The following is a 25,660-nucleotide window of genomic DNA, read 5'->3' as shown; positions in this document are numbered from 1 at the left end:
GAGGTTGCCTAGCCTTTTCTCATAGTGAGAGGAGGAACAGCAATGCAGCGTTTTGCCATTACCGCTCTGGATCACCGGCTGTTTCAGAAGAGCCAGTCCAGCCGCCACTGGCGCCGCTGGGCAACTGCCGCCCGCTGGGTATCCCGCACGGGTGATGGTCCTCCTTATTTGTTGCTGGCGCTGGCCTTTTGGCTCAGTCAGCAGCAGGCATTGCAGGCCTATGTGCTGGATCTATTGCTGGCCTTTGCTATTGAGTTACCTCTCTATATCACCCTGAAAAATACAGTTCGTCGCCGTCGCCCGATGGTGGCGCTGCCAGGCAGCCAGGCACTGATCGTACCGTCGGATCAATTCAGCCTGCCGTCCGGACATACCGCGGCGGCCTTTGTGATGCTGACCATGGCGTTACTGCACTTTGGCGTGATTGCCTTGCTGGCATTGCCCTGGGCGCTGGCGGTAGGGCTATCGCGAGTCATGCTGGGAGTGCATTTCCCTACCGATATTATTGCCGGCATTGTGCTTGGCAGCTCAGTGGCTGTACTGGTCGCGGTTTAACAAGGAAGACAACGATGCGCATTCTTTACGGTGTTCAAGGCACTGGCAACGGGCACATTACCCGTGCTCGGGTAATGGCCGAGGCGTTTGCCCGGCGTGGTGTGCAGGTGGATTATCTGTTTTCCGGGCGGCCGCGGGAAAAATACTTCGATATGGCCCCTTTTGGTGATTTTCAGTGTTGCCATGGCTTGACCTTTGCCACCAACAAAGGCCGTATCAGCATGCTCAAAACGGTGATGCAAAGCCAGCTGGGCACTTTAATCAAGGATATTCGTGGCTTGTCACTGGCGGGCTATGACCGGGTGATCAGCGACTTTGAACCGGTTACTGCCTGGGCTGCCAAGCTGGCCAAGGTACCCAGCATCGGCATCAGCCACCAGGCGTCGTTTGCGCTGCCGGTACCCCGTGAAGGAGAAGACTGGCGGGCCAAGCTGCTGATGCGTTACTTCGCGCCGGTGGACGTTAAGTTGGGAGTGCACTGGTACCACTTTGGTCAGCCGATCCTGCCTCCCATCATTGATACGCTGGCAACTGGCGGGCCAGTGCAGAAAAACAAAGTGCTGGTGTACCTGCCGTTTGAGTCACTGGATGACATTCTGGCCCTGCTGGAACCCTTCCCCGACGTGGCGTTTTACTGTTACCACCCGGATGCGCAATACCAGAGTCTTGGCCACGTGCAGATGCGGCCGCCATCACGGGCCGGTTTTCAGGCTGATTTGGCAGATGCTGCCGGGGTTATCGCTAACGGTGGCTTTGAGTTGCCATCGGAAGCGTTGACGCTGGGTAAGAAGCTGTTGCTTAAGCCGTTGCATGGCCAGTTTGAACAGTTGTCGAATGTGGCAACTTTGCACCAGTTGCGTTTGGCGAAGGTGATGTATGAGTTGTCGCCGGTAGTGTTGGATAACTGGCTGTCACAACCGGCGGCCAAACCCATAGCGTACCCACAGGTAGCCGATAAGCTGGTGGATTGGCTATTAAACGGCGAACTCAGTGACCGTGAGCCGCTGTGCCGGAGCCTCTGGCAGGACGTGCGGTTTCCCGCCTACAGCACGTTGTCGTCTGGTGAGCTCAGTAACTGACAGATCTGCTCAATCAGTGCGCTTTGCTCCGCTTCTTTGAGGCTGGCAGCGTAGATCTCCCGCCGCAGTTGCGGCGCTTCAGCAACGGTAAACAGTCGTTCACTTGCCAGCGCTGGCGCGGCCAGCTCGGTCGGCAGATATGCGGCACCGCCATGCTCAACAATAAAGGTCAGGGCGATGCGGGCGTTACCGGTGTGCAGCATCGGTGGCGATTGCTCTTTGAGGAGCTTGGCGTGCTGCAGGTTGAACAGGGTGCCCCAGTCGACTTTGGCATAGGCGCCATTGAGGGCTTCGGCCAGGGTCAGCTTGGGGCGGCTGGCGACCAGAGTCAGCTCCAGCGCCGCCAGTTCGTTTACCTGCAATTCTTCAACCTTGGGTGGGTCGAATAACAACGCCAGATCCAGCCGCCTTTCCAGCAGCGACCGCACCAGCGTGTCTGGTGCTGCGACATCGGCGCGCAGGGTCAGGTTCTCCAGCTGCTGGTAGAGAATGGGCAACCGGGGCTGTAAAAACGGATCCCAGATATTGGCAGATGCGGCCAGGGCCAGTTGTACCCGCTGCTGATGAGACAGGGCCATCTCTTGGCGGGCCCGCTGCAACGACAACAGCATTGCTTCGGCATGCGGTAGCAGCCGCTCACCGGCATCAGTAAGCTGAATATTGTTGCGATAGCGGGTAAAAAGCGCGACCCCAAGTTGGCTTTCCAGCTGGCGGATACGAAAGCTGACCGCCGACTGTGTCAGGTACAGGTTTTCAGCGGCTTTGCCAAAATGACGACAGCGATGTACTTCCAAAAAGGTTTTCAGCAGTTCCGTATCCAAAACAGCCTCTTGTCTTTAGCAATATTTCTGGTGGCGATAAAAAAAATTCATTTTACCCGCTCACAGCGGTTATCCATACTCCGCCGCGTAAGCATAGTGCCGTTTGTCAGTGCAATGAGGAAGGTGTAATGAACAGCTTTATCTCTGACAAGAAGTTTTTTGATGATCTGAATTTCCCGCGCGGTTTTCAACGCAGCGGTGATTTCACCATTACTGAAGCGAAAGTGCTCACTGAGCAAGGCATGGTCATGCATGAGTTAGCCACCGGCCAGCGTGAGCCCATGAGTGCTGTTGAACAACGCTTTGTGCAGGTACTACGGGGTGAGCAAGCGGCCACCAGCGTAGAAGAAAAGGTTTGGCTCAAATACCTGAACCGTATTACCCAACGGCGCCATATCTATACTATCTGTGATGTGCCGAACAAAAATACGGCGGACTATGAGCCGCCTGATACAGATAGTGACGACTAATTATCGAAAAAGCGCCTAAGGGCGCTTTTTTTGTTATTAATTCTGAATTTACAACGATTGCATAACATACTTTCTTGACATCATTAATTTATACTTAATTTACTCATCATTTAATTACCTGTACTCTTCTGGCTTGGATTTGATCAGTTGTTCCTTCCAAGGAGCGGTAATCAGTGACTATTAGGCAAAAACTATACGGCGTGTCGATAGCGGTAGTGCTTTCACTACTGTTGGTTTTGGCTGCAGTGTTTTGGTCTTGGCATAACATGGCTGAGCTGAACGGTGCGAAGGCCATGAACGCAGACCTTGCCAAGCAAATGCTAATGATGCGGCGCTATCAGAAAGACTTCCTGCTTACCCACAAAATGGCCAGCGCCACCGACTTCGCTACTCAGCAACAGGCCTTTAAAAGTCGCCTCAAAGGGTTAGAAAAGCGCCTGAGCCAATACCATATAGACACCAGCGCCCTGCATCGCCTGGATACAGCCATGGGGCAGTACAACAGCTTGTTTCAGTCGCTGGTTACGCAGACTCGGACCGTGGGGCTTAATAAACATCAGGGTTTACGTGGCCAGCTGGTGGCCGCTGCGGCGCAGACAGAGCTGACTTTACGTAAAACCGCGACGGCCGAGACTGTCAGTGATTTCCTGCAGTTACAGCGTGATGGCAGTGACTATGTGCTGGAACATCAGCAAGATGTACTGGCACTTTTTAATGACCACTACCAAACTCTGGCCAGCAAGCTGGATAAAGCGGCGGCAAGCCAGCTGAACCAGTACCATGACGCTTTTGAGACGCTGGTCAGTGCCCAAAAAGAGCTTGGTTTTGATCAACAAAGCGGCTTGACGGCAAAGGTTGAACAGCAGGTACAAAGTACCGAGTCGATGTTTGACAGTATTGACCAGCAACTGGATGACAGCATTGACAGTGCCGAGTCGACGCACATGCTACTGCTGGTGGCCCTGGTTTTGCTGATAGCCCTGTTGGTTGGCTCTGTAACCTTCATGATCAGCCGGCAACTCAGCCGCAGCCTGCGTAACACCATCGGCGTGATCCGCCACATTGCCGAGCAGCGTGATCTGACCGTGAAAGTCACGCTGAGCGGTAAAGATGAGCTGACCGAGTTGGGCCGCCACTTCAACACCATGGTCGACAACGTGCGGGCCTTGCTTAGCCAAAGTAAACAGGCGGTGGATTGCCTGGCGCAGGCTACCACTGAACTGTCCAGTAATGCCGAACAGACGTCTACCGGGATGCGCCAGCAGCTGGCGGAAACCGATCAGGTGGCTACCGCCGTAACAGAAATGGGCAGCACCATTGAAGAAATTGCCCGTAATACCGAAGCGGCCGCCAGCAAAGCCCGCCAGAGTAGTGCCAACGCTGAACTGGGCAGTAGCCAGGTACATGACACCATCGAAGGTATCGAGCGGTTGGCAACACAGCTGGAACGTTCTGCCGAAGTGGTCGGTGAGTTGGAACAAAGCTCGGGGACTATTGGTTCGGTACTGGACGTGATCCGCGGTATTGCCGAGCAGACCAACTTACTGGCCCTCAATGCGGCCATTGAAGCGGCCCGGGCCGGTGAACAGGGCCGGGGCTTTGCCGTTGTGGCCGATGAAGTACGTACCCTGGCCATGCGTACCCAGACCTCTACTGAAGAAATCGCCGAGATTATTCGCGGCCTGCAGCAAAAAACCGAAGCCATAGTGCAACTGATGGATGGCTGCCGTAATGAAGGCCTGGAAAGTGCCGCGCAGGCCAACCGGGCCGGTGAGCTGCTGGCACAAATCACGGACGATATCGCCCAGATCTTTGATATGACCACCCAGGTGGCGACAGCGGTGGAAGAGCAAAATCAGGTGGCTGGTGAAGTCAGCCGTAATATTGTGGTGATCCGCGATGTCGCCGAGCAGACTGCCCAGGCGTCGCACGGCAATGCCGAAACATCCGTCAATGTTGCCGGCCAGGCCGACGAGCTGGCGCAGATGATAGGCCAGTTCAAGCTGTAAAAAAGGCCACCAAACGGTGGCCTTTTTGCTCTGCGTTGGCGAGCTTAGAGAATAAAGCGTGACAGATCTTCATCCTCTACCAGGCTGCCCAGGTGAGATTGCACGTAGTCAGCATCGATGACGATGGTTTGCCCGTCGTGATCAGAGGCCTCATAGCTGACATCTTCCATCAACCGTTCTATCACCGTGTGCAGGCGGCGAGCACCGATGTTTTCGGTGGTTTCGTTGACCTGCCAGGCGGCTTCCGCCAGCTTGTGAATACCGTCTTCGGTGAACTCTACCGTAACCCCTTCGGTAGCCATCAAGGCACGGTATTGTTCGGTCAGGCTAGCCCGAGGCTCGGTCAGGATGCGAACGAAGTCCTCAACGGTAAGGGCGTCCAGTTCCACACGGATCGGCAGCCGGCCCTGTAGCTCCGGTACCAGATCAGACGGCTTGGCCATTTGAAAAGCGCCGGAGGCAATAAACAGAATGTGGTCGGTTTTGACCATGCCGTGCTTGGTGTTGACGGTGCACCCTTCGACCAGTGGCAGCAGGTCACGCTGCACCCCCTCGCGGGAGACGTCCGGGCCGCTGGTGTCACCGCGCTTACAGATTTTGTCTATCTCGTCGAGAAAGACAATGCCGTTGTTTTCGACGGCAGCCAGGGCTTTTTCCTTGACCTCTTCGGGGTTGAGCAGCTTGGCGGCTTCTTCTTCGATGGCCAGCTTCATGGCGTCCTTGACCTTGACCTTCTTGCTTTGCTTGGTCTGGCCACCCATGTTCTGGAACATGGACTGCAGCTGATTAGTCATTTCTTCCATGCCCGGAGGGGCCATGATCTGCATTTCCATCTGCGGTGCTGCCAGGTCGATATCGATTTCTTTATCGTCCAGTTGGCCTTCGCGCAGTTTCTTGCGAAATACCTGACGGGTATTGGATTCAGTGGCTGGTGCTTCACTCTCACCCCAGTTGGTGCGAGCCGGTGGTAACAGGGCATCGAGGATCCGCTCCTCGGCCGCTTCTTCGGCGCGGGTACGGACTTTTTTCATTTCCTGTTCGCGGGTCATCTTCATCGCCACATCGGCGAGATCACGGATGATCTGCTCCACTTCCTTACCGACATAGCCCACTTCCGTGAACTTGGTCGCTTCGACCTTGATAAAAGGCGCATTGGCCAGCCGAGCCAGGCGGCGGGCAATTTCGGTTTTACCGACACCGGTCGGGCCAATCATCAGAATGTTTTTCGGGGTCACTTCCTGGCGTAGCGTCTCTTCCAGCTGCATACGCCGCCAGCGGTTACGCAGGGCGATGGCCACGGCGCGCTTAGCACTGGCCTGGCCGATGATGTGCCGGTCCAGCTCGTGGACGATTTCACGGGGGGTCATGGACGACATGCTTTACTCCAGCACTTCGATAGTTTGGTTGGTGTTGGTGAAGACACAGATCTCACCGGCGATGGTCAGGCTTTTTTCAACAATCTCCGCCGCGCTTAGCTCGGTATTGTTAAGCAGCGCTTTCGCTGCTGCCTGAGCATAGTTGCCACCGGAGCCAATGGCGATCAGATCCTGTTCGGGCTGCACCACATCACCGTTACCGGTAATGATAAAAGAGCGTTCTTTGTCGGCCACTGCCAACATGGCTTCCAGGCGGCGTAAGGCACGATCAGTGCGCCAGTCTTTGGCCAGCGCGACCGCTGCCCGCTCCAGGTTGCCCTGGTGAGCCTGCAGCTTGGATTCAAAACGTTCAAGCAGGGTGAAGGCGTCGGCTGTACCACCGGCAAAACCGGCCAGTACTTTACCGTTATGAAGACGATGCACCTTGCGGGCATTGCCCTTCATGACCGTGTTGCCAAGGGAAACCTGGCCGTCACCCCCAAGGGCGACCTGGCCGTCGCGGCGTACAGAAACGATCGTGGTCATGGGCTCTCCTGAGTATCTTTGGCGCTATTGCACCAGCTAGCGTAACCGAGGAGATGGGGATGCTAGCGGGGCTTTTCAACCCCGGTAATGTGGGCCGTTAGCGCCAGGTCCAGATAGCGCAGCCGGGAATACCGCCTTTTTCGGCTTTGTGGCTGTCATTCTGGGCGGCACGTTTGCCTTTGTAAGGGCCCAATACCACCCGATACCAGTCTCCGGTCTTGAGTACTTTGGCTTCCAGCCCGACAAAGGCCAGCTTGGCTTTTTGTTCTTCAGCCTGGTGCTGTTCTTTAAAGGAGCCACACTGCATTTGATACAAGGTGGTGCTTTTCGGCCGCGGCGGTACTTCGACTTGGACTTCTTTATTTTTCAGGGCATCGACGTAACGCCACTGCTCCTTGGGCGGTGTCGGCAACTGCTCTTTGGTTTTCGCGGCGGCGGGGGCTGGTGTGGTGTCGGTGGTCACAGGCTTTTCTGCTGGTGCCTGTGGAGCATCAGGGCGTTTGGCCAGGTTGACCAAAAAGGCACCAAAGGCAACCACGGCAACCACCAGCACCACCAATGCCAGCCAGGGCACTTTGCGCTCGGGCGCTTTCTTTTGGCGGGCGCCGGGGCGACGTTTAGGGGCAGAACTGCGTACGTAATCTTTTCTGGCCATGAGAAGCGGTTGCCTGACAGGGTGCCTGTTTGAGTCGGTCTATGCTGGCCAACGGCGGCGCTAAAATCAAGCGCTGTCCATAGGGTCCAGATCCAGGCTCCAGTTGGCTCGCCGTTCACCTTCGAGTTGCGGCAGCACTTTTACCAGCCACTGGCGCAGCGCCTTTTTCTCTGGGTGTTGCAGCCAGAGCTGGAAGCGGTACTTGCCGGCCCGCCGTTCCATCGGTGCCGGCAGCGGCCCCAGTACCCAGCCGTTATCGGGTGCGCAGCCTTGCAGCAGTTCGGCCGCTTGCTGCAAGAAGCCACTGGCGTGTTCCGCTTTCAGGCTGTCGGCACGTAGCAAGGCTTGGGCGGTAAAGGGCGGTAACAGTGCCTGTTGGCGTTCTCCCAGTGCATCGTCGGCAAAAGCTCCGTAGCCGTTGGTCAGTAACTGGCTGAGCAGCGGGTGCTCCGGGTGGTGGGTTTGCATCAGCAGCCGCCCTGGTTTGTCAGCCCGGCCAGCGCGGCCGGCCACTTGCACGACCAGTTGTGCCAGCCGCTCGGCGGCGCGAAAGTCCGCTGAATACAAGGCTCCATCCACATCCAGCAGTACCACCAGGGTAACGTCGGGAAAGTGGTGGCCTTTGGCCAGCATCTGTGTGCCGACCAGCAAGCGGTACTGCCCCTGGCGTACGCCGTCCAGCGCTGCCTCCAGGCTGCCTTTACGGCGGGTGGCGTCGCGATCAATACGGATCAGCGGGTGTTCCGGAAATTGCTCGGCCAGGGCTGCTTCTAATTGTTCGGTACCGAGGCCAACTCCTACCAGCTGGCTGGAGCCACATTGCTGACATTGCCGTGGCAAGGGGCGGTCACTGCCGCAGTGATGGCAGATCAGCCGTTGCCGGCCTTTGTGCACGGTTGGGTAGCGGCTGCAGCGTTGGCAATCAGCGATCCAGCCACATTCATGGCACAGCAGCGTTGGCGCGTAACCGCGGCGGTTAAGAAATACCAGTACTTGTTCGCCGCGCGCCAGATGCTGGCCCATCACCGCCAATACTGATGGCGCAATACCGGCTTGCAAAGGCTGGTCTTTAATATCAATCAGCTCAAATTTCACCGGCCTGGCCTGGCCGGCGCGGCTGTCGAGGTTGAGTAACTGGTATTTGCCGTTGCGGGCATTGGCCAGGCTTTCCAGTGCCGGGGTTGCAGAACCCAGCACAATGGGCAGCTGTTCCAGTTGTGCCCGCACCACGGCCAAATCGCGGCCGTGGTAGCGAAAACCTTCCTGTTGTTTAAAGGAGGCGTCGTGTTCTTCATCAACGACGATCATCCCTGGCCGGGCCAGGGGGGTGAAGACGGCGCTGCGGGTGCCGATGATAATGGCCAGCTCGCCGGCGCGGGCACGGCGCCAAACCGCCAGGCGTTCGTTGTCGGTCAGGGCCGAATGCAGCAAGGCCATCGGAACGTCAAAACGGCGCTGAAAGCGGCGCAGCGTTTGTGGTGTCAGGCCAATCTCCGGTACCAGTACCAGCACTTGCCGCCCGGCTTTTAGCACCTGCGCCATTGCCGACAGGTAGACCTCGGTTTTGCCGGAACCGGTTACGCCGTCCAGCAAAAAGGCGCGAAAACCAGCCGCTTGCTGAATGGCACTGACCGCCACAGCCTGTTGCGGGTTGAGCCGGGGGCCACTGTTAACAGTGAGTGGCTGTTGCCAGAAGGGAGTGAAATGAGGCGTTGCTTGCACCTGTTCAACCAGGCCCTTGGCGCTAAGCGCCCGGAGCTGGCTGCGCTCGAAGTCTTGCTGGCTGATGGCGGCGTCGCTGAGCGGGCCTTGCTTCAGGGTTTGCCAGGCCAGGCGCTGCTTGGCGGCATTTTTAAAGCTGGCCGGGTTCAGGGCCTGCCCTTCAGGGCTCAGTTGCCAGAGGGTGTCCTGGCCGCCAACAGTGGCACCCTGGCGCAACAATACGGGCAGGGCTTGTTGCCAGGCATCGCCGGCGCTGTGCAGATAATAATCGGCTGCCCAGCGTACTAGCCGGGTCAATGCGGCCGGTAATACCGGCTCGCTATCGAGCACACTCTCCACCGTTTTAAGCTGTGCGACCGGCACTGCCGGAGCGACATCAACGGCGCCAACAATGCCTAACCGCCTGCCGCGGCCAAAGGGCACCCATACCCGCGCCCCGACGACAGCGTCAAGAGCAGCAGGCAGCAGATAGTCAAAACCGCGTCTCAGGGGCGTGGCTAAAAACACGCGGATGATGCGGTGCTGGGATTGATTATTGAGCAAAAGATCCGGTATGATGCGCGCCTTCTAATTCCAGAACGTTAACACAAACGCGTGGTGTCTGGCACAAGACCAGATGGCGACGCGGCCTGATGAGGTTATCCCATGAAAGACGGTATCCACCCGAACTACGTAGAAATCACTGCCACCTGCACCTGCGGTAATGTGATCAAAACCAAATCCACGCTGGGTAAAGACATTAACCTGGACGTGTGCGGCGCCTGCCACCCTTTCTACACCGGTAAGCAGAAAGAAGTGACTACCGGCGGCCGTGTAGACAAGTTCAACAAGCGTTTCGGTATGATGAGCAAGAAATAAGCTCGTTAACCAACGTGAAAAAAGGCGCCTCAGGGCGCCTTTTTTGGTGGTCGGATATTGCTGAGCGTCAGACCGTGCGACACTGCCGGCATAATCAAAAAAGCCCTACAGAGTTGCATACCCATGTCTGATTTACGAGAACAGGCGCTGGCCTACCATGCCCAGCCAAGCCCAGGCAAAATCGGTATTTGCCTGACCAAACCTGCCGATACCGTGCGCGATCTGGCTCTAGCCTATTCCCCGGGGGTGGCGGAGCCGGTGCGCGAGATTGCTGCCAATCCGGACTGCGCTTACCAATACACCGGCAAGGGCAATCTGGTGGCGGTGATCTCCAACGGCACCGCTATCCTGGGCCTGGGTAATTTGGGGCCGCTGGCTTCGAAGCCAGTCATGGAAGGCAAAGCCTTGTTGTTCAAGCGTTTTGCTGGCCTTGATGCCATTGATATTGAAGTCAAACACCGCAACACCGATGAGTTCATCAATACGGTGGCGGCCATCGCCGATACCTTTGGTGGCATTAACCTGGAAGATATCAAGGCGCCGGAATGTTTCGAGATTGAGCAAGCGCTGATTGACCGCTGCGCCGTTCCGGTATTTCACGATGATCAGCACGGTACCGCCATTGTCACCGCAGCTGGCCTGCTGAACGCCTTGGAAATTCAGGAAAAGTCGCTGGCCAGCGCGAAAGTGGTCTGTATGGGCGCCGGTGCTGCTGCCATTGCCTGCATGGAGCTGCTGATCACCTGCGGGGCTCAGCGCGAAAATATTTACATGCTGGATCGCAAAGGGGTTATTCACACCCGCCGCGATGACCTCAATCCCTACAAGCAGTTGTTTGCCAACAACACCGACAAGCGCACTCTGGAAGATGTGATCAAGGATGCGGATATTTTTGTTGGGGTATCCGGCCCGGACGTGCTGCCGCCGGAGGCACTGAAACTGATGGCGCCACGGCCAGTGGTGTTTGCCTGTTCTAACCCCGACCCGGAAATCAAACCGGAGCTGGCGCACCAGACCCGTGACGATCTGATCATGGCCACAGGCCGTTCCGACTACCCTAATCAGGTAAACAATGTACTGTGCTTTCCCTTTATTTTCCGGGGCGCTCTGGATGTGCGGGCAAGAGCCATCAACGACGAGATGAAGGTGGCAGCCGTAGAGGCCATTCGCCAGTTAGCCAAGGAGCCGGTGCCACAGCAGGTACTGGATGCTGCTGGAGTGGGGCAGTTGAACTTTGGCCGTGAGTACATCATCCCTAAACCGATGGACCCGCGGTTACTGGCCAATGTCGCCAAGGCTGTGGCGCAAGCGGCTGTTGACAGTGGCGTGGCGCAGATCCCGCTACCGGACAATTACATGCAGTAACAGCTGCACCATGAAAAAACGCCGCTAAGTGCGGCGTTTTTTTATTCTTCGTACAGATCGGGGATATCCAGCCCCAACTCTTTCATCACTTTTTTCGCACTTTCCGGAATATCGTCCGGGCGATCTTTGCGCAGATCATCATCCCCAGGCAGGGGCTGGCCGGTGAAAGCATGTAAAAACGCTTCGCACAGCAGTTCTGAGTTAGTGGCATGGCGCAGGTTATTAACCTGTCGGCGAGTCCGCTCATCAGTAAGAATCTTTAATACTTTCAAAGGGATGGAAACAGTGATCTTTTTCACCTGTTCGCTTTTCTTACCGTGTTCTGCGTAGGGGCTGATGTAGTCCCCGTTCCACTGCGCCATGAGGGTGCCTTTAACCTTAGCTAGAGTGGCAGAAATTGTAACCGCTTGGGGTTTACAGTCAATTCACTCTACATTTGGATGGCTAAATGTCTTGACGTCTAAAAGTTCAAGCGGCTAACCTGTGAGCTCGTACTGTTTCTAAAAGGGTCAGGGCATGGGTTTTCGCCAGAGTACTACTGCCGTTCGCACCGGTATTGATACCGACCATCAGTTCAATGCCGTGGTGCCGCCGCTGTATTTGTCCAGTAATTACCGCTTTCACGATATTCATACGCCGGCCCGATATGACTACAGCCGCTCTGCCAACCCCACCCGTGACTTGCTGGCCGAGGCCATTGCACAGCTGGAAGGGGGAGCCAGAGGCGTCATTACAGCAACAGGCATGGGGGCGGTAACGTTGGCACTACAGCTGTTGAGCCCTGGCGATACCCTGGTGGTGCCACACGATTGTTATGGGGGTTCCTGGCGGCTTTTTAATGCACTGGCCAGCAAGGGCGCCTTTACGCTGTTGAGCATTGATCAGAGTGACCACCAGGCGCTGGCACAAGCGCTGGCACAGCAGCCGCAACTGGTATGGCTGGAAACCCCCTCTAACCCCTTACTGCGGGTGGTCGATATTGCCGATATTTGCCAGCAGGCCCATGCGGTGGGGGCCAAGGTGCTGGTAGACAACACCTTTTTGTCTCCCATTGGTCAGCAACCGCTGGCTTTGGGAGCTGATCTGGTGTTGCACTCGACTACCAAGTACCTCAATGGCCATTCGGATGTGGTGGGCGGCGCGCTGGTGGCCAAAGATCCGGCGCTGGGTGAGCAACTGGCCTGGTGGGCCAATTGCATCGGCATTACCGGCGCGCCTTTTGACAGTTACCTGACCCTGCGTGGCCTGCGTACCCTGGCGGCTCGCTATCGGGTTCATGAAGACAATGCCAGGCAACTGGTGAACTGGCTGGCCGCGCAGCCGGAAGTGAAAGTGATTCACTACCCCGGCTTACCTGGCCACCCTGGCCATGCTCTGGCCAAGCGTCAGCAACAGAGCTTCGGCGCCATGTTCAGTGTCGAATTTAACGCTGACATTAACGCCCTGGCGGCTTTTGTGGCACGACTGCAGTTGTTCTCATTGGCGGAATCGCTCGGTGGCGTCGAAAGCCTGGTGGCGGTACCGGCCACCATGACGCATGCCGCGATGAGCACCGAAGCCCGTGCGGCGGCCGGTATTCATGAAGGGCTGCTGCGTTTTTCTGTTGGTATTGAAGACAGTGCCGACCTGATTGCGGATCTGACACAAGCCTGGTCAGCGCTACGGGAGGGGTGATGCGGCACATCCACAAGTTTGGCGGCTCCAGCCTGGCTAACGCCGCCTGCTACCAGCAGGTGGCCACACTGGTGCGCCAGTATTGCCAGGACGGCGATCTGGTGGTGGTCTCTGCCGCCGGTGACACCACCGATGCCCTGCTGGCCCTGACACCGGCGACCCTGCCTGTGCTGCTGCAACAGCAACAACAACTGCTGACCTTATTGCCGGATGTGGATCAGGCTGCAGCTCTGGCCGCCGCCTTGGCGGCAGATGCTGACACCATTAGCCAGGCATTGGCCCGTGGCATTGATAACCGTGACTGGTTGCTGGCTTTTGGCGAGTTATGGTCAGCCCGTTTACTGGCAGCGCTGCTGGGTGCGTGTTGCCTTGATGCCCGGCAATTTCTTGTGATTGCCGACGGTTGCCCTGTGGATGAAAGTGCCGGGCGGCTGCAGGCCCTTTTGGATGAGCGGCTGACGGTGGTGACCGGTTTCATTGGCGCTGATGCACAGGGGCAAACGCGTACGCTGGGGCGTAACGGCTCGGATTACACGGCCACCTTGCTGGCCCGTTATGTGGATGCCGCCACCGTGACCATCTGGACAGATGTTGCAGGCATTTATACCGCCGATCCACGGCAGCTGAGTGGCGCTTATGCCTTGCGCCAGTTGTCTGGCAACGTGGCTACCGAACTGGCCCGCCTGGGCTCGCCGGTACTACACCCAAGGACGCTGGCGCCCCTGGATCTCAGTCGCCAGAGTTTGCGCGTGCGCAGCACCTTCAGCCCGGAGCAAAACGGCACCTGCATTGCTGCCCGCCATGGCAGCCAGCCGCTGGCCAGTTTGACCTGGCGCCAACCGGTCTATCGCTGTTACCTGCCGCAAGCCACTCCCGAGCAACGCCAGCAAGCCTATGCCACGGAGAACGGTGGCCAGATACTGTATTTGCCGGAGCCGGCCGGGGCCAAACCAGAGCAGGTGGCATTGTTGGCGTTGGTCGGTAATGACCTTAGCTGGCAAAGCCCTGCCGGGCAGGCTCTGGCAGCCACTGCTGCCACAGGCACCTTGTTACAGCAAAGTAGTGGTGAGGGTGGGCTGTCGTTGCTGGCTCTGGTGCGGCAATTACCGTCAGCGGCGGCATTGGCGCAGTTGCATGATCGATTATTTGCAGTAGGCGTGGTGGTCTTGGGGTTGGGCACCATCGGCCGGCGCTGGTTGGACGGGTTTGCACCCCAGCTCAACAGCCGGTTGCGCCTCTATGGTTTGCTCAATAGCCGCCAGCAGTTGTTCGACGGCAACGGTATTGACCCGGCACACTGGCAAGACAGCTTCGCCAGGGCCGCAGCGCCACGGCGCGCGAATGATTTGCTGTTAGCTTGCCAGCAGGCCCCTTTTGCGCACCTGATGATATTGGATCTGACCGCGTCAGCAGAGGTTGCGAGCCAGTATCCTGCACTGCTGGCGGCAGGAGCCCATTTGGTGAGTGCCAACAAGCAGGCTGGGGCAGCGCCACAGCAGCAGTATGATCGGCTCCAGCTGAGCTTGCAGCAAAGTGGCCGCCACTGGCGTTATAACACTACCGTAGGAGCCGGGTTGCCGGTGCAGGCCGCAATTGCCGATCTGCTGGGCTGTGGCGATCAGTTAGAGCAGCTCAGCGGGGTGTTTTCCGGCACCCTGTGCTGGTTGTTTCAGCATTTTGATGGCACCCGGCCATTTTCGGCCTTGGTACGAGAGGCCCACGCCAAGGGTTTTACCGAACCGGATCCCCGTGATGACCTGAACGGGCAAGATGCTGCCCGCAAGTTACTGATCCTGGCTCGCGAAGCCGGTTGGCGCCTGGAGCTGGGTCAGATCAGCATCGACAACCTGGTGCCCGCGGCGCTGCAAGGGCTGGACAGGGAGGCGAGCTTGGCCCGCCTGGAGGCCTTAGATGGCCCCCTGCAACAGGCACTGCAAGCTGCCCAAGCCGACGGCAAGGTACTGCGCTATGTGGCACAACTGCGGCGGCAGGGGCCACATCTGGATGCCCGCGTTGGTTTGCAGGCCTTGGCGGCGGATCATCCCTTTGCCAACCTGACTCCGGGCGACAACATTTTTGCGATTCAAAGCCACTTCTATCAAGACAACCCGTTGATTATTCGAGGCCCTGGAGCCGGCCCGCAAGTAACGGCAGCCGGTATTCAGTCGGATGTATTGCAGCTGCTGAACACGCTGGCGTGAGTATTTTTTCTACACGGGGTTGATTTGGCCGTCTAAACGTCCAATACTGTTTTGGACGTCTAAGCGTAAAAGTGGCCAATTGGAGAGCTCATGTCCCTGTCTCATGCCCAGCATCTGGAATTACTGAACCAGTCGGTCAGTGAACTGCCAGCCGATATCGAGGTGTCTTTTGAGTTTTTCCCTCCGGGCTCGGCTCAGGCGGAACAGCAGCTATGGGCGGCACTGGATCGCTTGGCGCCACTGGCACCACGCTTTGTGTCGGTCACCTACGGGCACGGTGACGAATCGCGGCAGCGCACGCACAAGGTCATCAAAGGCATTGCTGAACGTACCGGTTTAACAGCGGCGCCGCACCTGACCTGTATTGATACCGACGAGCCAGAGCTGCGTGCCATTGCCCGCGATTACTGGCAAAGCGGTATTCGCCATGTGGTTGCGCTGCGTGGCGATCGCCAGCCCGGGCGGCATTACACCCGTCTCTACGCGGCCGATTTGGTGCGTATTCTGCGTGAGGAGGGAGACTTTGATATTTCTGTGGCGGCCTACCCGGAAGTACACCCGGAGGCCAAAAGTGCCCAAGCCGATCTGCTGGCATTGAAACGCAAGCTGGATGCCGGCGCCAGCCGCGCTATCAGCCAGTTCTTTTTCGATGTGGAAAGCTATTTGCGGTTTCGTGACCGGTGCGCCGGTGTCGGTATCGACGCTGAAATTGTGCCCGGTATTCTGCCGGTCAGTAATTTTCAGACCCTGCAACGCTTTGCCAGCCTGACCAACGTGAAAGTGCCCAACTGGTTGGCGCAGCGTTTTGATGGCCTGGAAGATGACCCAACTACCCGTTCGTTACTGGGCGCTGCCATTGCCCTTGATCAGGTGCGGGTGCTGCGCCGTGAAGGGGTGCGGGAGTTTCACTTTTACACCCTTAACCGGGCCGAGCAGAGCTATGCCATTTGCCACACGTTGGGGGTGCGTCCGGTCAGCCTCGCAGCGGCAAGTTAATTTGTTGTTAAATATAAGAAATTTGTACTGCTTTCGCGACCAGCTGCGGGTTCGGCGAGACAAAGCGCCGGTCTGGCGGCAAGGGCCGGTGTAAGGTCAGGGAACATCACTACCTGAGCGGATGGAGAATACCGTGAAATACGCCGTTGTCAGTGCTGCCGTTTTGGCGACACTTTGCGCCCTGCCTGCCGCAGCTGAAGTACCGCAGCCTAAAGACACGCCCTATCCGGGCACCATCAAGCTGAATGTCAACGCCACTGATTTGGGCCACCGCATTTTTCGTGTCCATGAAACACTGCCCGTCACTCCCGGCCCGCTGACGCTGCTGTATCCGGCCTGGATCCCCGGTCACCATTCGCCCACTGGCCCTATTGATAAAGTGGCCGGTATTAGCATCCAAGCCAATGGCAAAACCCTGAATTGGGAGCGTGATGACGGCAACGTCTATGCCTTCCATGTCGAGGTGCCTGAAGGGACCAAAACGCTGGATGTCGACTTTAAATTCCTGTCACCGCAGAGCCCGGCACAGGGCCGGGTGGTAATGACACCGGAAATGCTGAATTTGCAGTGGAACACCGTGGCCCTTTACCCGGCCGGCCATTACAGCCGTCAGATCCAGGTGCAGCCCAGTGTAACCCTGCCCAAAGGCTGGCACTTTGCCACCGCGCTGGAAGGTGCCCAAGTGGAAAGTAACCACGTGCGCTTTAATGCGATCGATTTTGAAAACCTGGTCGACTCGCCGATGTTTGCTGGCAAGTACTACAAGCAGGTGGACCTGAACCCTGGTGCCAAAACTCCGGTGCGGCTCAATGTCTTTGCCGATCGGGCCAAGGATCTGGACATCACTAAAGAAGGGCTAGCGGCGCATCGCAACCTTATCCAGCAGATGTACAAGGTGTATGGTGCTCACCACTACAACCACTACGACTTCCTGTTGGCGCTAACCGACAAGCTCGGCGGCATTGGTCTGGAGCATCACCGCTCCAGTGAAAACAGTGCCGGTGAGGACTACTTCACTGATTGGAAAAAATCCTGGTTGGGCCGCGATTTGCTGGCGCACGAATTTAACCATTCCTGGGACGGTAAATACCGTCGCCCAGCCAAGTTGTGGACGCCAACTTATAACCAGACCAAGCGTGACCATGGCCTGTGGGTCTATGAAGGCCAAACCCAGTACTGGGGGTATGTGTTTGCGACCCGTGCCGGCTTGTGGAGCCACAAGCAGTCCATGGATATGATGGCGCGATTGGCGGCTACCTATGACCGTGGTCGCCCAGGCATGCAGTGGCGCAACATCTGGGATACCACTAACGATCCAACCATCGCCCAGCGCGCACCGCTGCCGTATCGCAACTACCAGATGAGTGAAGATTACTATTCCGGTGGCCAGCTGATCTGGTTTGCGGTGGATGCCAAGCTGCGTCAGCTCAGTCACGACCAGCATTCTCTGGACGATTTTGCCAAAGCCTTCTTTGGCATGGACAACGGCGCCTGGAACATCAATACCTATACCTTTGACGACGTTGTTGACACGCTCAACGGCATTGAAAAATACGACTGGCGCAGTTTCTTGAACAGTCGTCTCAAAGGCCATGTGAACCTGTCAAAGTCCTTTAATGACCAAGGCTGGAAACTGATCTACAACGACAAAGCGTCAGCGGCGATCAAGGCCATTGAGCAGCGTTACAAAGCTACCGACTTCGTTTACTCACTGGGCTTTATGGCCGGTAACGACGGCAGCCTGAGTGACGTCCTGTGGGACAGCCCCGCCTTTAATGCCGGCCTGGCTCCGGGCATGACGATCATTGCCGTTAATGGTACTCAATACAGTGGCGAAACCCTGAAGGATGCGGTCAAGGAAGCAACGACCAGCAAGCAGCCGATTGAGCTGTTGGTCAAAGACTTCAACCGTTACCTGACCATCAATATTGATTATCACGGTGGCCTCCAGTATCCGCACCTGGTGCGTATCAAGGATAAGCCTGACTACCTTAGCCAGGTGTTGAAAGCGCGCTAAGGCAAGTCTGACAAAGCCCCGCTTCGGCGGGGTTTTTTCTTGCTCTGTGTAGGCTTGGCGCGGCGCAGTAAAAACGGCTTGCAGACCATAGCCTGGGCCGAACTAAAAGGTGCCAGTCTGTTGCTTGTGTTGGCACGCGGCGCCATGGCGGTGACGTACCATTGCCTGACAGCCAGGCAACAGGATACGCTGATGCAACTCGTGGCCCGCCAGGGCTATCACGTCGACGTGCAATAACAGAGGTTGGGTCATGAAACGAATGGTAATGGCATTATTGCTGCTACCGGCAGTGGCGCAGGCGGCGCCAGCATTTATTGACAGCGGTTACCAGTTACACCGTCAGCAAAGTGGCAAAGAGCTCCTCTTGCGGCTGCAGGTTAATGAGCAGCAGGTTTGCCCGGTAGCCGCTGTATGGTTTTATCAGCGTTACGGTCAAAGCACACTGGTACGCGAGCAGGCTTTTGCCCGTGGTAACGCTTTTGTAGTGCGTTACCAGCCTTCTGCGGGTGTGCATTCGGCAGAGCTGGACGTGCAGTGTCAGGCGGCAAAAGGACAGGCACCGAAGGTGTATCGCATCCGCGTAAAATGATCACTCGCTGAGCCTCTGGCGGCCGGGCCGCAACAGGCGTTTGCTGCCCAGTGCTATGCCCTGGCGCAGTGCACGGGTTTTCTCGGCCAGTGTAGCGACTGGCAGTCTAAGACTGCGGTAATTGTCAGCTGATGGTGCTTAGTTTATAAAGGTTGCCTGATTTTAGGTGTAGTAGGGAAGGATAGATGTCAATCAGGGATGATTATAATGCCCATCTTGAAGGGCTCAGTGGCTGGCTGATTTTGGTAGGAATTGGGGTTACCATCGCTCCTCTTGGTCTGGCTGTTGCAATATTTTCTATATATCACTCTCTAACTGCTGACACCATGGCGGCCCTGACTACGCCGGGATCATCAGCCTATATCCCCCACTTTGCTACGTTCTTAGTTATCCAACTCCTTATTTACTTAGTGGTCTTTATTGCCAGTGTGGTAAAGGCGCTATTTTTCTACACGAAAAACTACCGTTTCCCCCGGTTATATATCGCCTTAGCCATTGCTTATCCGTTGGTAGTTTTTGTCAATGCGTGGTTGTCTTCGTTGGTATTACCTAATGTCCAGGGGATCTTTGATAAATCGACTCTGCATAACCTGCTGTCAACATTACTGCCGGCTGCTATCTGGATACCCTATATGTTGATGTCGGAGCGGGTCGCGCTGACCTTTGTACGCGGCCGCAAAGCCGTTAGCAGCCCGCTGGTGGCAGCCGAAGACTGAGCGGCCGTCCTGTCGGGCGGCAGCCAGTAGTTATAAGCGACTGAAAAAATCGTATTTCTTTCAGCAGATATTTTGCATCTTGGCTTTGTCCTCTCTAGGCTTCGGGTATCTAACCTGCCGGACCAGCCATGACCACCAACGTTCTCATCTGTGATGACTCGAATATGGCGCGTAAGCAGATGGCGTGCTCATTGCCTGCTGATTGGCAGGTCGATATTCACTTTGCCTGTAATGGTCGCGAGGGATTGGCGCAGATCCGCGATCAGCGCCCGGATATTCTTTTTCTGGATCTGAACATGCCGGACGTGGACGGCTATCAGGTGCTGGAAGTACTGAAGCGGGCTGAAAAGCCGCTACCGGTGATTGTGGTGTCCGGCGATATTCAGGAGCAGGCTCATCAGCGGGTCATGGCGCTGGGCGCCGTCGACTTTATCAAAAAGCCACTGAACGACACGCAACTGCTGGCGGCCTTGACGAAAACCGGGCTGTATCAGCCAAGCGATACTGTGGCCGAGCGTGAGCAGCTTAGCCTGTCGGTAGATATTCGCGACGGCTATCAGGAAGTGGTCAATGTGGCCATGGGCCAGGCCGGGGCCTTGCTGGCAAAAATGCTGGGGATCTTCGTCAAATTACCGATCCCGAAAGTCGATTTGCTGGAGCTGTCAGAGTTGCAGATGGCACTGCAATCAGCCATGTCAGATCGGGTTTCGGCCATTTGCCAGGGCTTTATTGGCCCGGGGCTGGCAGGCGAGGCACTGCTGTTGCTGGATGATGCCGATATGGCGGATGTGGCGCGGTTGCTAAAACATGAAGGACAGCTGACAGAAGCGGTGCAGGTGGAACTGCTGACCGACATTGCCAATGTGCTGGTCAGCGCCTGCTTGACCGGGCTTGCTGAGCAGCTGGATGTGCGCTTTTGCCAGGGGCACCCGGCGGTGCTTGGCTTGCATCGCGACATCAGTGAACTGCTGGCCCATGCCAAGCCCTGGAAACGTATTTTGGCCGTGGAGATCAGCTATGGGTTGGAAGGTTACCAATTAACGTTCGATCTATTGCTGCTGCTTAGTGAAAGCTCGCTGCCGACCCTGAATTACAAAATTGCTCACTTGCTGGAGTAAGCCATGAATACCCTGACGGAAATCAGTGAAATTCACTGGCTGGTAGAGCTGTTACAGAATGTCGATGTCGGCATGATGGTGCTGGATAAAGAACACCGTATCCAGACCTGGAATGGCTTTATGGAAAACCATTCCGGTTTGCTGCCCAGCCAGGTGCGGGGAAAGAGTTTGTTTGAATGCTTTGACGGTATCGACCGGAGCTGGTTTCAGCGCAAGGCTGATATGGTGTTTACCCTGAAAAGTCGCGCCTTTATGACCTGGCAGCAGCGCCCTTATTTGCTGCGCTTCAATAATTACCGGCCGGTTACCGGCACTGCTGAGTTCATGTATCAGAACGTGACCTTGTTTCCGATCACCGGTTTGAGCGGTGAGGTGACGCACATGGCTGTACTCATTTACGACATGACGGACATGGCCCTGGCGGTTCAGGACAACCAGTAAAGCACCAGGGCGTAAGCGCTGAACAGTAAAACGCCAAACAGCAAAGTACTGGCAATGGAGGCAGAACGCTGATGGCGCTTGCTGCGCCGGGGAAATAGCGGCATCGGGTGAAATCCTTTTCACAGTACGGGCGCTAAGCATGGTGGCTCCACTGCAACGACGCAAGCGGAGCCACCATGGGGTTCAGCCGGTGTTACGCATGCCGGCGGCAATGCCGGCCATGGTCACCATCAGTGCCTGTTTGACTGGCTCGGGGATCTCGCCGCCCTTGCGGGCCCTGCGCATGGTTTCTACCTGCAGAATATTCAGCGGATCCGTATAGGGATTTCGCAAGCGAATGGATTCTTGCAGCCAGGGGTCCTGATCCATCAGGCTTTCTTCTTTCGAGAGCGCCAGCAGCGTGTGAATGCTCTGGTGCAGCAGGGTGCGCAGCTGTTTACCTAATGGCCACAGCTGTTCCGGTACCAGTCGCTGGTCATAGTAAGCGGCCAGCTCACTGTCCGCTTTAAGGAAGACCATTTCCAGCATATCCAGGCGGGCTTTAAAGAAAGGCCAGCGTTGGTAGAGGGTTTCCAGCTGCTCTTGCTGGCCTGCCTCAATGGCGTTTTTCAGGGCTTGGCCAGCACCGAGCCAGGCCGGCAGCATCAGGCGGTTTTGCGTCCAGCTGAAGATCCATGGGATCGCCCGCAAAGACTCCACACCGCCATTGGGGCGACGCTTGGTGGGGCGGCTGCCCAGCGGCAGGTAGCCCAGCTCCTGTTCCGGCGTGGCGGCACGGAAATAGGGCACAAAGTCCGGGTGGCCGCGCACCACACTGCGATAAGCATTGCAGGCGTCTTCAGAGAGTGTATCCATGAGTGCGCGCCATTGCGGTTCGGGCTCTGGTGGTGGCAGTAAGCGCGCTTCCAGCACGGCGGTGGTATAGATCAGCAGGCTGTTGACGGCAATGGGGGGCTGGCCGAACTTAAAGCGGATCATCTCACCTTGTTCCGTTACCCGCAGGCCGCCATCCACGGAGCCGGGAGGCTGTGACAGTATCGCCCCCTGGGCCGGGCCGCCACCCCGGCCAACGGTGCCACCCCGGCCATGGAACAGGCGCAGTGTTACGCCGCGTTCCCGGCCAATGCGTACCAGCGCTTCCTGGGCCCGGTATTGCGCCCAGGCCGCGGCGATCATGCCGGCATCCTTGGCGGAATCCGAGTAGCCAATCATCACTTCCTGGTGATTGTTGGCATAGTCACGGTACCAGGGCACATCCAGCAGCGCCGAAATGACATCGGCGGCATTGTTCAGGTCATCAAGGGTTTCAAACAACGGGGCGATGGGCATTGCCCAGTCCATGCCGGCTTCCTTGAACATCAATGCCACTGCCAGCACATCCGATGGCGTACTGGCCATGGAAATAATGTAGATCCCCAGCGCTTGCTTGGGTTGGCGGGCAATTACCGCGAAGGTGTCGAGTACTTCCTGGGTGTCTTCGGATGGTTGCCAGCGGCGCGGCAGCAACGGCCGTTTACTTTGTAGTTCGCTCAGCAAAAATTGCTGACGCTGCTGCTCATCCCACTGCAGGTAGGAGCCGAGGCCCAGATACTGGGTGATTTCATCCAGCGCTTCGGCATGGCGGTCAGAATCCTGGCGAATATCGAGCCGGGTCAGATGCAGGCCAAAACAGCGTATGCGGATAATCATATCCAGCAGTTCGCCATTGGCAATGGTTTCCATGCGGTTGTCACACAGGCTTTGGTGCACGGCCAGTAACGGTTTCAGGAAGTCATCGTCATGCCATAACAGTTCGCTGTCGTCGGCGCTTTGGTTGTCCAGCTTGGCTTCAATATAGTTCAGGGTATTACGCAGTTTCTGGCGTAATTGACGCAGCACCGCCCGGTAGGGCTCGGCGCTGTCACCGGCCATGGCGCTGATCTCGGCGTTGGCCTGATTCATCGACAAGCTGGAAATTAACGGGTTGAGATCACGCAGGAACAGGTCGGCGGCGGTCCAACGGGACAGCAGCATGACCCGCTCGGTGACACTGGCGGTGACAAAGGGGTTGCCGTCACGGTCACCCCCCATCCAGGAAGCGAAGCGTACCGGGGTTTTATCCCAGGGCAGGCTGACATCCAGCTGTGCCAGCTTGCCGTTAAATTGGCGAACGAACTCCGGTATGGCTTCCCACAGCGCATTCTCAACGGTGGCAAAACCCCATTTGGCTTCGTCTACCGGCGTTGGCCGCTCGCGGCGAATTTCGTCGGTGTGCCAGGCTTCGGCAATCAGTTGGCGCAGTTTGTTGTTGAGCTGCTGCTGCTGCCAGGGGCTTAGCTTGGGGTTTTCCAGGTCACGCAGGCACTGGCTGATTTCTTCGTATTTGACAATGAAGGTGCGGCGGGTGACTTCTGTTGGGTGTGCAGTCAGTACCAGCTCGATATCCATCTCGCTGAGTACCTGGGGCAGCAGGGCTTTTTGCTCCGGGCCCAGCCGCGCCAGCAAGGCATCCAGACGGTCAGCCGGGCTATCCAGGCCATTGGCCACTGCAAACTGCTGTTCGGCAATATTGGCCAGATTCAGAAACTGGTTAAAGGCTCTAGCCACCGGAACCAGCTCGTCGTCGGGCAGGCTGGTCAACACTTCCAAGAGCGCATCGCGTTGGGTGCGATCACCAAAGCGGGCGGCTTTGGCTAATTGGCGGATGGCCTCAATGCGGTCGAGAATTGCTTCACCCTGGTCATGGGCAATGGTCTGGCCCAGCATATCGCCAAGCATGTGTACCTGGCGCTTAAGTGCGCCGTATTGGTCAGCCATGGTTCCTCCTTCAATAGCCTTGGGTCAGCGTGACAGGATAAGCCGGCGCTTGGCCGGCCAGCAGGGCCTGATAGTTTTTATAAATGGCCGCTGCCAGCTCCTTGCCGCTGGTGATACTGGCACAGTGTGGGGTAATGGTTATGCCCGGCTGTTGCCACAGGGTACTGTCTGTTGGTAGTGGTTCACTGGCAAAAACATCGAGACAGGCGCCGCGCAGTTGCCCCTGCTCAAGCGCGTAGAGTAAGTCGCTTTCCACCAATTGCTGCCCTCGCCCCACCTGGATCAGATAAGTCGGCTGGGTCAGTTGCTGGAAAAAAGTGTGATTCATCAAGCCATGGGTGTCGGCAGTCAGCGGCAACAGGCAAACCAGATAATCAAGCCCGGCCAGAAACGCTGGCAGCTGCTCGTTGCCGGCAAAGCTCTCAACAGCGTCCAGGGTTTTGTGCTGGCGGCTCCAGCCTTTAACGGTAAACCCCAGCCCCGCCAGGGTTTGGGCAACTGCCTGGCCCAGTTCACCGAGCCCCATAATGCCGACAGTACCGCCGCGGCGGTAGCGTTGTGGCTGCCATTGCCTGGCGCGTTGGGCTGCTGTCATGGCTGTCCATTGGCGCTGTTCAGCGAGGATAGCCAGCAGTACATAGTCACGCATATCGCTTTTCAGCGATGGGCTGACGGTACGACACAGGGTGACACCGGCAGGAATGCTCTCAACCAGGCCGTCAACGCCAGCGCCAAGGCTTTGCACCAGCTCCAGCGAGGGTAAGGAAGCCAGTGCCGCGGCAGGAGGTTGCCAGCAGACGGCCATACGGACATCTTGCGGGCGAGTCATGGCTGGCCAGATCTGCACGTCCAGCTGGCTGTCGAGCGCTTGTAATCGTTTGGCCAGGCCTGCGCCATTACGGTCTGGCATGATCAGGGCCAGGCTCATACGGGATCTCCGGGTGGGCGTTTACGCAGGTGTACCGGTGCTCTGGCGGTTTGACGGCGAGCGCGAATGTTCAGCGCTTCCACTGCCAGTGAAAATGCCATGGCAAAGTACACATAGCCTTTGGGAATGTGCAGGCCAACACCTTCGGCCGCCAGGGTGAAGCCGACCAGGATCAGAAACGACAACGCCAGCATCTTGATGGTCGGGTGGCGGTCAACAAAGTCGCCGATGGTTTTGGCGGCAACCATCATCACCAGTACCGACAGGACGATGGCGATAATCATCACTTCCACATGGTTGGCCAGGCCCACCGCCGTGATCACCGAATCCAGAGAGAAAACAATATCAATCAGGGCGATTTGCAGCAAAATGGCGGCCATTTTTACCGATTTGGGGGCCTGTTCGCTGGCTTCCTCGCCTTCCAGGCTGTTGTGGATCTCGTGCGTACTCTTCCAGATCAGAAATAAGCCACCGACGATCAAAATAGTGTCGCGGCCCGTTACGGCTATGCCGGCAATACTGAACCAGGGCGTGGTCAGGCTCATCACCCAGGCCAGTGACAGCAACAACAGGATGCGCGTACCCATGGCCAGCGCCAGGCCGATCAGGCGGCCACGCTGGCGTTGCGATTCGGGCAGCCTGGCAACCAGTACCGAAATAAAGATGATGTTATCGATGCCCAGTACAATTTCCAGCAGTGTCAGGGTGGCCAGCGCCGCCCAGGCACTGGGATCGGCCATCCATTCCAT

23 protein-coding genes and 1 pseudogene are annotated in these 25,660 nt (G+C 57.1%); 15 read left to right on the top strand and 9 right to left on the bottom strand.

The genetic code is table 11. From position 1 onward, the window contains the following. Positions 1–42 precede the first annotated feature (42 nt). Complete coding sequence (locus tag WDB70_RS12560) at positions 43–555, top strand: phosphatase PAP2 family protein (protein ID WP_406664856.1); 513 nt, start codon at positions 43–45, stop codon at positions 553–555. 14 nt (positions 556–569) lie between these two features. Then, positions 570–1,634, top strand: a complete 1,065-nt coding sequence (locus tag WDB70_RS12555) for an MJ1255/VC2487 family glycosyltransferase (protein WP_406664854.1) — start codon at positions 570–572, stop codon at positions 1,632–1,634. Here the strand turns inward: WDB70_RS12555 and hdfR are convergent. Further along, positions 1,598–2,455 (bottom strand): HTH-type transcriptional regulator HdfR, encoded by an 858-nt coding sequence (gene hdfR, locus WDB70_RS12550; RefSeq protein ID WP_406664852.1) that lies wholly within the window; start codon positions 2,453–2,455, stop codon positions 1,598–1,600. The genes WDB70_RS12555 and hdfR overlap by 37 nt on opposite strands. A 128-nt stretch (positions 2,456–2,583) precedes the next feature. On the opposite strand from hdfR, the gene maoP reads away from it, so the two are divergent. Continuing rightward, complete coding sequence (gene maoP, locus WDB70_RS12545; protein WP_406664850.1) at positions 2,584–2,925, top strand: DUF413 domain-containing protein; 342 nt, start codon at positions 2,584–2,586, stop codon at positions 2,923–2,925. Positions 2,926–3,218: 293 nt separating this feature from the next. Next, positions 3,219–4,934: a methyl-accepting chemotaxis protein gene (locus tag WDB70_RS12540; RefSeq protein ID WP_406664848.1), complete on the top strand. Its 1,716-nt coding sequence runs from the start codon at positions 3,219–3,221 to the stop codon at positions 4,932–4,934. Between the two features lie 44 nt (positions 4,935–4,978). On the opposite strand, the gene hslU is transcribed toward WDB70_RS12540, so the two are convergent. The 4 genes from hslU to priA all read right to left on the bottom strand — a co-directional run bounded on the left by hslU (position 4,979) and on the right by priA (position 9,755). Next, positions 4,979–6,310 (bottom strand): HslU--HslV peptidase ATPase subunit, encoded by a 1,332-nt coding sequence (gene hslU / locus WDB70_RS12535; protein ID WP_406664845.1) that lies wholly within the window; start codon positions 6,308–6,310, stop codon positions 4,979–4,981. 3 nt (positions 6,311–6,313) lie between these two features. Continuing rightward, positions 6,314–6,835 (bottom strand): ATP-dependent protease subunit HslV, encoded by a 522-nt coding sequence (gene hslV, locus WDB70_RS12530; RefSeq protein ID WP_406664843.1) that lies wholly within the window; start codon positions 6,833–6,835, stop codon positions 6,314–6,316. Between the two features lie 97 nt (positions 6,836–6,932). Beyond that, positions 6,933–7,490: an SPOR domain-containing protein gene (locus tag WDB70_RS12525; RefSeq protein WP_406664841.1), complete on the bottom strand. Its 558-nt coding sequence runs from the start codon at positions 7,488–7,490 to the stop codon at positions 6,933–6,935. A gap of 66 nt (positions 7,491–7,556) precedes the next feature. After that, positions 7,557–9,755 carry a primosomal protein N' gene (gene priA / locus WDB70_RS12520; RefSeq protein WP_406664839.1) on the bottom strand — a complete coding sequence of 733 codons (2,199 nt, stop codon included), beginning with the start codon at positions 9,753–9,755 and terminating at the stop codon, positions 7,557–7,559. Positions 9,756–9,857: 102 nt separating this feature from the next. Here priA and rpmE point away from each other — a divergent pair, with 102 nt between their 5' ends. Next, the gene (rpmE, locus tag WDB70_RS12515) at positions 9,858–10,070 is read left to right on the top strand and encodes a 50S ribosomal protein L31 (protein ID WP_406664837.1); all 213 of its coding nucleotides are present in this window, start codon (positions 9,858–9,860) and stop codon (positions 10,068–10,070) included. A gap of 123 nt (positions 10,071–10,193) precedes the next feature. Continuing rightward, a pseudogene (locus tag WDB70_RS12510) lies at positions 10,194–11,420 on the top strand (malic enzyme-like NAD(P)-binding protein); the annotation flags it as partial. 56 nt (positions 11,421–11,476) lie between these two features. Here the strand turns inward: WDB70_RS12510 and metJ are convergent. After that, positions 11,477–11,797, bottom strand: a complete 321-nt coding sequence (gene metJ / locus WDB70_RS12505) for a met regulon transcriptional regulator MetJ (RefSeq protein WP_406664835.1) — start codon at positions 11,795–11,797, stop codon at positions 11,477–11,479. Positions 11,798–11,951: 154 nt separating this feature from the next. On the opposite strand from metJ, the gene metB reads away from it, so the two are divergent. From metB to WDB70_RS12460, 9 genes are all read left to right on the top strand, one after another. Continuing rightward, positions 11,952–13,109, top strand: coding sequence for a cystathionine gamma-synthase (gene metB, locus WDB70_RS12500; protein WP_406664833.1), 1,158 nt, complete (start codon positions 11,952–11,954; stop codon positions 13,107–13,109). Then, complete coding sequence (metL, locus tag WDB70_RS12495; protein WP_406664831.1) at positions 13,109–15,310, top strand: bifunctional aspartate kinase/homoserine dehydrogenase II; 2,202 nt, start codon at positions 13,109–13,111, stop codon at positions 15,308–15,310. Before metB ends, metL begins: the two co-directional genes overlap by 1 nt. A gap of 90 nt (positions 15,311–15,400) precedes the next feature. After that, positions 15,401–16,306 carry a methylenetetrahydrofolate reductase gene (metF, locus tag WDB70_RS12490; protein ID WP_406664828.1) on the top strand — a complete coding sequence of 302 codons (906 nt, stop codon included), beginning with the start codon at positions 15,401–15,403 and terminating at the stop codon, positions 16,304–16,306. A 133-nt stretch (positions 16,307–16,439) separates the two neighbouring features. Continuing rightward, positions 16,440–18,323 (top strand): M61 family metallopeptidase, encoded by a 1,884-nt coding sequence (locus WDB70_RS12485; RefSeq protein ID WP_406664826.1) that lies wholly within the window; start codon positions 16,440–16,442, stop codon positions 18,321–18,323. Between the two features lie 39 nt (positions 18,324–18,362). After that, on the top strand, positions 18,363–18,560 hold the full coding sequence (locus WDB70_RS12480; protein ID WP_406664824.1) for a hypothetical protein: 198 nt from the start codon (positions 18,363–18,365) through the stop codon (positions 18,558–18,560). Between the two features lie 13 nt (positions 18,561–18,573). Further along, positions 18,574–18,912, top strand: a complete 339-nt coding sequence (locus WDB70_RS12475; protein ID WP_406664822.1) for a hypothetical protein — start codon at positions 18,574–18,576, stop codon at positions 18,910–18,912. Positions 18,913–19,097: 185 nt separating this feature from the next. Further along, positions 19,098–19,628 carry a DUF2569 domain-containing protein gene (locus tag WDB70_RS12470; protein ID WP_406664820.1) on the top strand — a complete coding sequence of 177 codons (531 nt, stop codon included), beginning with the start codon at positions 19,098–19,100 and terminating at the stop codon, positions 19,626–19,628. A gap of 128 nt (positions 19,629–19,756) precedes the next feature. Next, positions 19,757–20,746, top strand: a complete 990-nt coding sequence (locus WDB70_RS12465; RefSeq protein WP_406664819.1) for a response regulator — start codon at positions 19,757–19,759, stop codon at positions 20,744–20,746. A 3-nt stretch (positions 20,747–20,749) separates the two neighbouring features. Then, positions 20,750–21,187 (top strand): PAS domain-containing protein, encoded by a 438-nt coding sequence (locus WDB70_RS12460; protein WP_406664817.1) that lies wholly within the window; start codon positions 20,750–20,752, stop codon positions 21,185–21,187. Between the two features lie 183 nt (positions 21,188–21,370). Here WDB70_RS12460 and ppc read toward each other — a convergent pair whose 3' ends face one another. The 3 genes from ppc to WDB70_RS12445 are packed head-to-tail and all read right to left on the bottom strand — an operon-like array spanning position 21,371 to position 25,660. Beyond that, on the bottom strand, positions 21,371–23,983 hold the full coding sequence (gene ppc, locus WDB70_RS12455) for a phosphoenolpyruvate carboxylase (RefSeq protein WP_406664816.1): 2,613 nt from the start codon (positions 23,981–23,983) through the stop codon (positions 21,371–21,373). Between the two features lie 10 nt (positions 23,984–23,993). Then, a complete protein-coding gene (locus tag WDB70_RS12450) occupies positions 23,994–24,911 on the bottom strand; it encodes a 2-hydroxyacid dehydrogenase (RefSeq protein WP_406664814.1) in 918 nt (305 codons plus the stop codon). Beyond that, positions 24,908–25,660, bottom strand: coding sequence for a TerC family protein (locus tag WDB70_RS12445; protein ID WP_406664812.1), 753 nt, complete (start codon positions 25,658–25,660; stop codon positions 24,908–24,910). Before WDB70_RS12445 ends, WDB70_RS12450 begins: the two co-directional genes overlap by 4 nt.

It is taken from the genome of Gallaecimonas aegicerasi (assembly GCF_045291545.1).
Taxonomy (GTDB): Bacteria; Pseudomonadota; Gammaproteobacteria; order Enterobacterales; family Gallaecimonadaceae; genus Gallaecimonas.
The sequence above is the reverse complement of the archived record's forward strand: the minus strand, read 5'-3'. Positions and strand labels throughout refer to the sequence as shown.

What these genes read in the sequence shown, in the direction of transcription:
- WDB70_RS12560 (WP_406664856.1), top strand. Translation starts at nt 43, where the DNA reads ATGCAGCGTTTTGCCATTACCGCTCTGGATCACCGGCTGTTTCAGAAG.
- WDB70_RS12555 (WP_406664854.1), top strand. Translation starts at nt 570, where the DNA reads ATGCGCATTCTTTACGGTGTTCAAGGCACTGGCAACGGGCACATTACC.
- maoP (WP_406664850.1), top strand. Translation starts at nt 2,584, where the DNA reads ATGAACAGCTTTATCTCTGACAAGAAGTTTTTTGATGATCTGAATTTC.
- WDB70_RS12540 (WP_406664848.1), top strand. Translation starts at nt 3,219, where the DNA reads ATGAACGCAGACCTTGCCAAGCAAATGCTAATGATGCGGCGCTATCAG.
- hslU (WP_406664845.1), bottom strand. Translation starts at nt 6,310, where the DNA reads ATGTCGTCCATGACCCCCCGTGAAATCGTCCACGAGCTGGACCGGCAC.
- hslV (WP_406664843.1), bottom strand. Translation starts at nt 6,835, where the DNA reads ATGACCACGATCGTTTCTGTACGCCGCGACGGCCAGGTCGCCCTTGGG.
- WDB70_RS12525 (WP_406664841.1), bottom strand. Translation starts at nt 7,490, where the DNA reads ATGGCCAGAAAAGATTACGTACGCAGTTCTGCCCCTAAACGTCGCCCC.
- rpmE (WP_406664837.1), top strand. Translation starts at nt 9,858, where the DNA reads ATGAAAGACGGTATCCACCCGAACTACGTAGAAATCACTGCCACCTGC.
- metJ (WP_406664835.1), bottom strand. Translation starts at nt 11,797, where the DNA reads ATGGCGCAGTGGAACGGGGACTACATCAGCCCCTACGCAGAACACGGT.
- metB (WP_406664833.1), top strand. Translation starts at nt 11,952, where the DNA reads ATGGGTTTTCGCCAGAGTACTACTGCCGTTCGCACCGGTATTGATACC.
- metL (WP_406664831.1), top strand. Translation starts at nt 13,109, where the DNA reads ATGCGGCACATCCACAAGTTTGGCGGCTCCAGCCTGGCTAACGCCGCC.
- metF (WP_406664828.1), top strand. Translation starts at nt 15,401, where the DNA reads ATGTCCCTGTCTCATGCCCAGCATCTGGAATTACTGAACCAGTCGGTC.
- WDB70_RS12475 (WP_406664822.1), top strand. Translation starts at nt 18,574, where the DNA reads ATGAAACGAATGGTAATGGCATTATTGCTGCTACCGGCAGTGGCGCAG.
- WDB70_RS12470 (WP_406664820.1), top strand. Translation starts at nt 19,098, where the DNA reads ATGTCAATCAGGGATGATTATAATGCCCATCTTGAAGGGCTCAGTGGC.
- WDB70_RS12465 (WP_406664819.1), top strand. Translation starts at nt 19,757, where the DNA reads ATGACCACCAACGTTCTCATCTGTGATGACTCGAATATGGCGCGTAAG.
- WDB70_RS12460 (WP_406664817.1), top strand. Translation starts at nt 20,750, where the DNA reads ATGAATACCCTGACGGAAATCAGTGAAATTCACTGGCTGGTAGAGCTG.
- ppc (WP_406664816.1), bottom strand. Translation starts at nt 23,983, where the DNA reads ATGGCTGACCAATACGGCGCACTTAAGCGCCAGGTACACATGCTTGGC.
- WDB70_RS12450 (WP_406664814.1), bottom strand. Translation starts at nt 24,911, where the DNA reads ATGAGCCTGGCCCTGATCATGCCAGACCGTAATGGCGCAGGCCTGGCC.
- WDB70_RS12445 (WP_406664812.1), bottom strand. Translation starts at nt 25,660, where the DNA reads ATGGAATGGATGGCCGATCCCAGTGCCTGGGCGGCGCTGGCCACCCTG.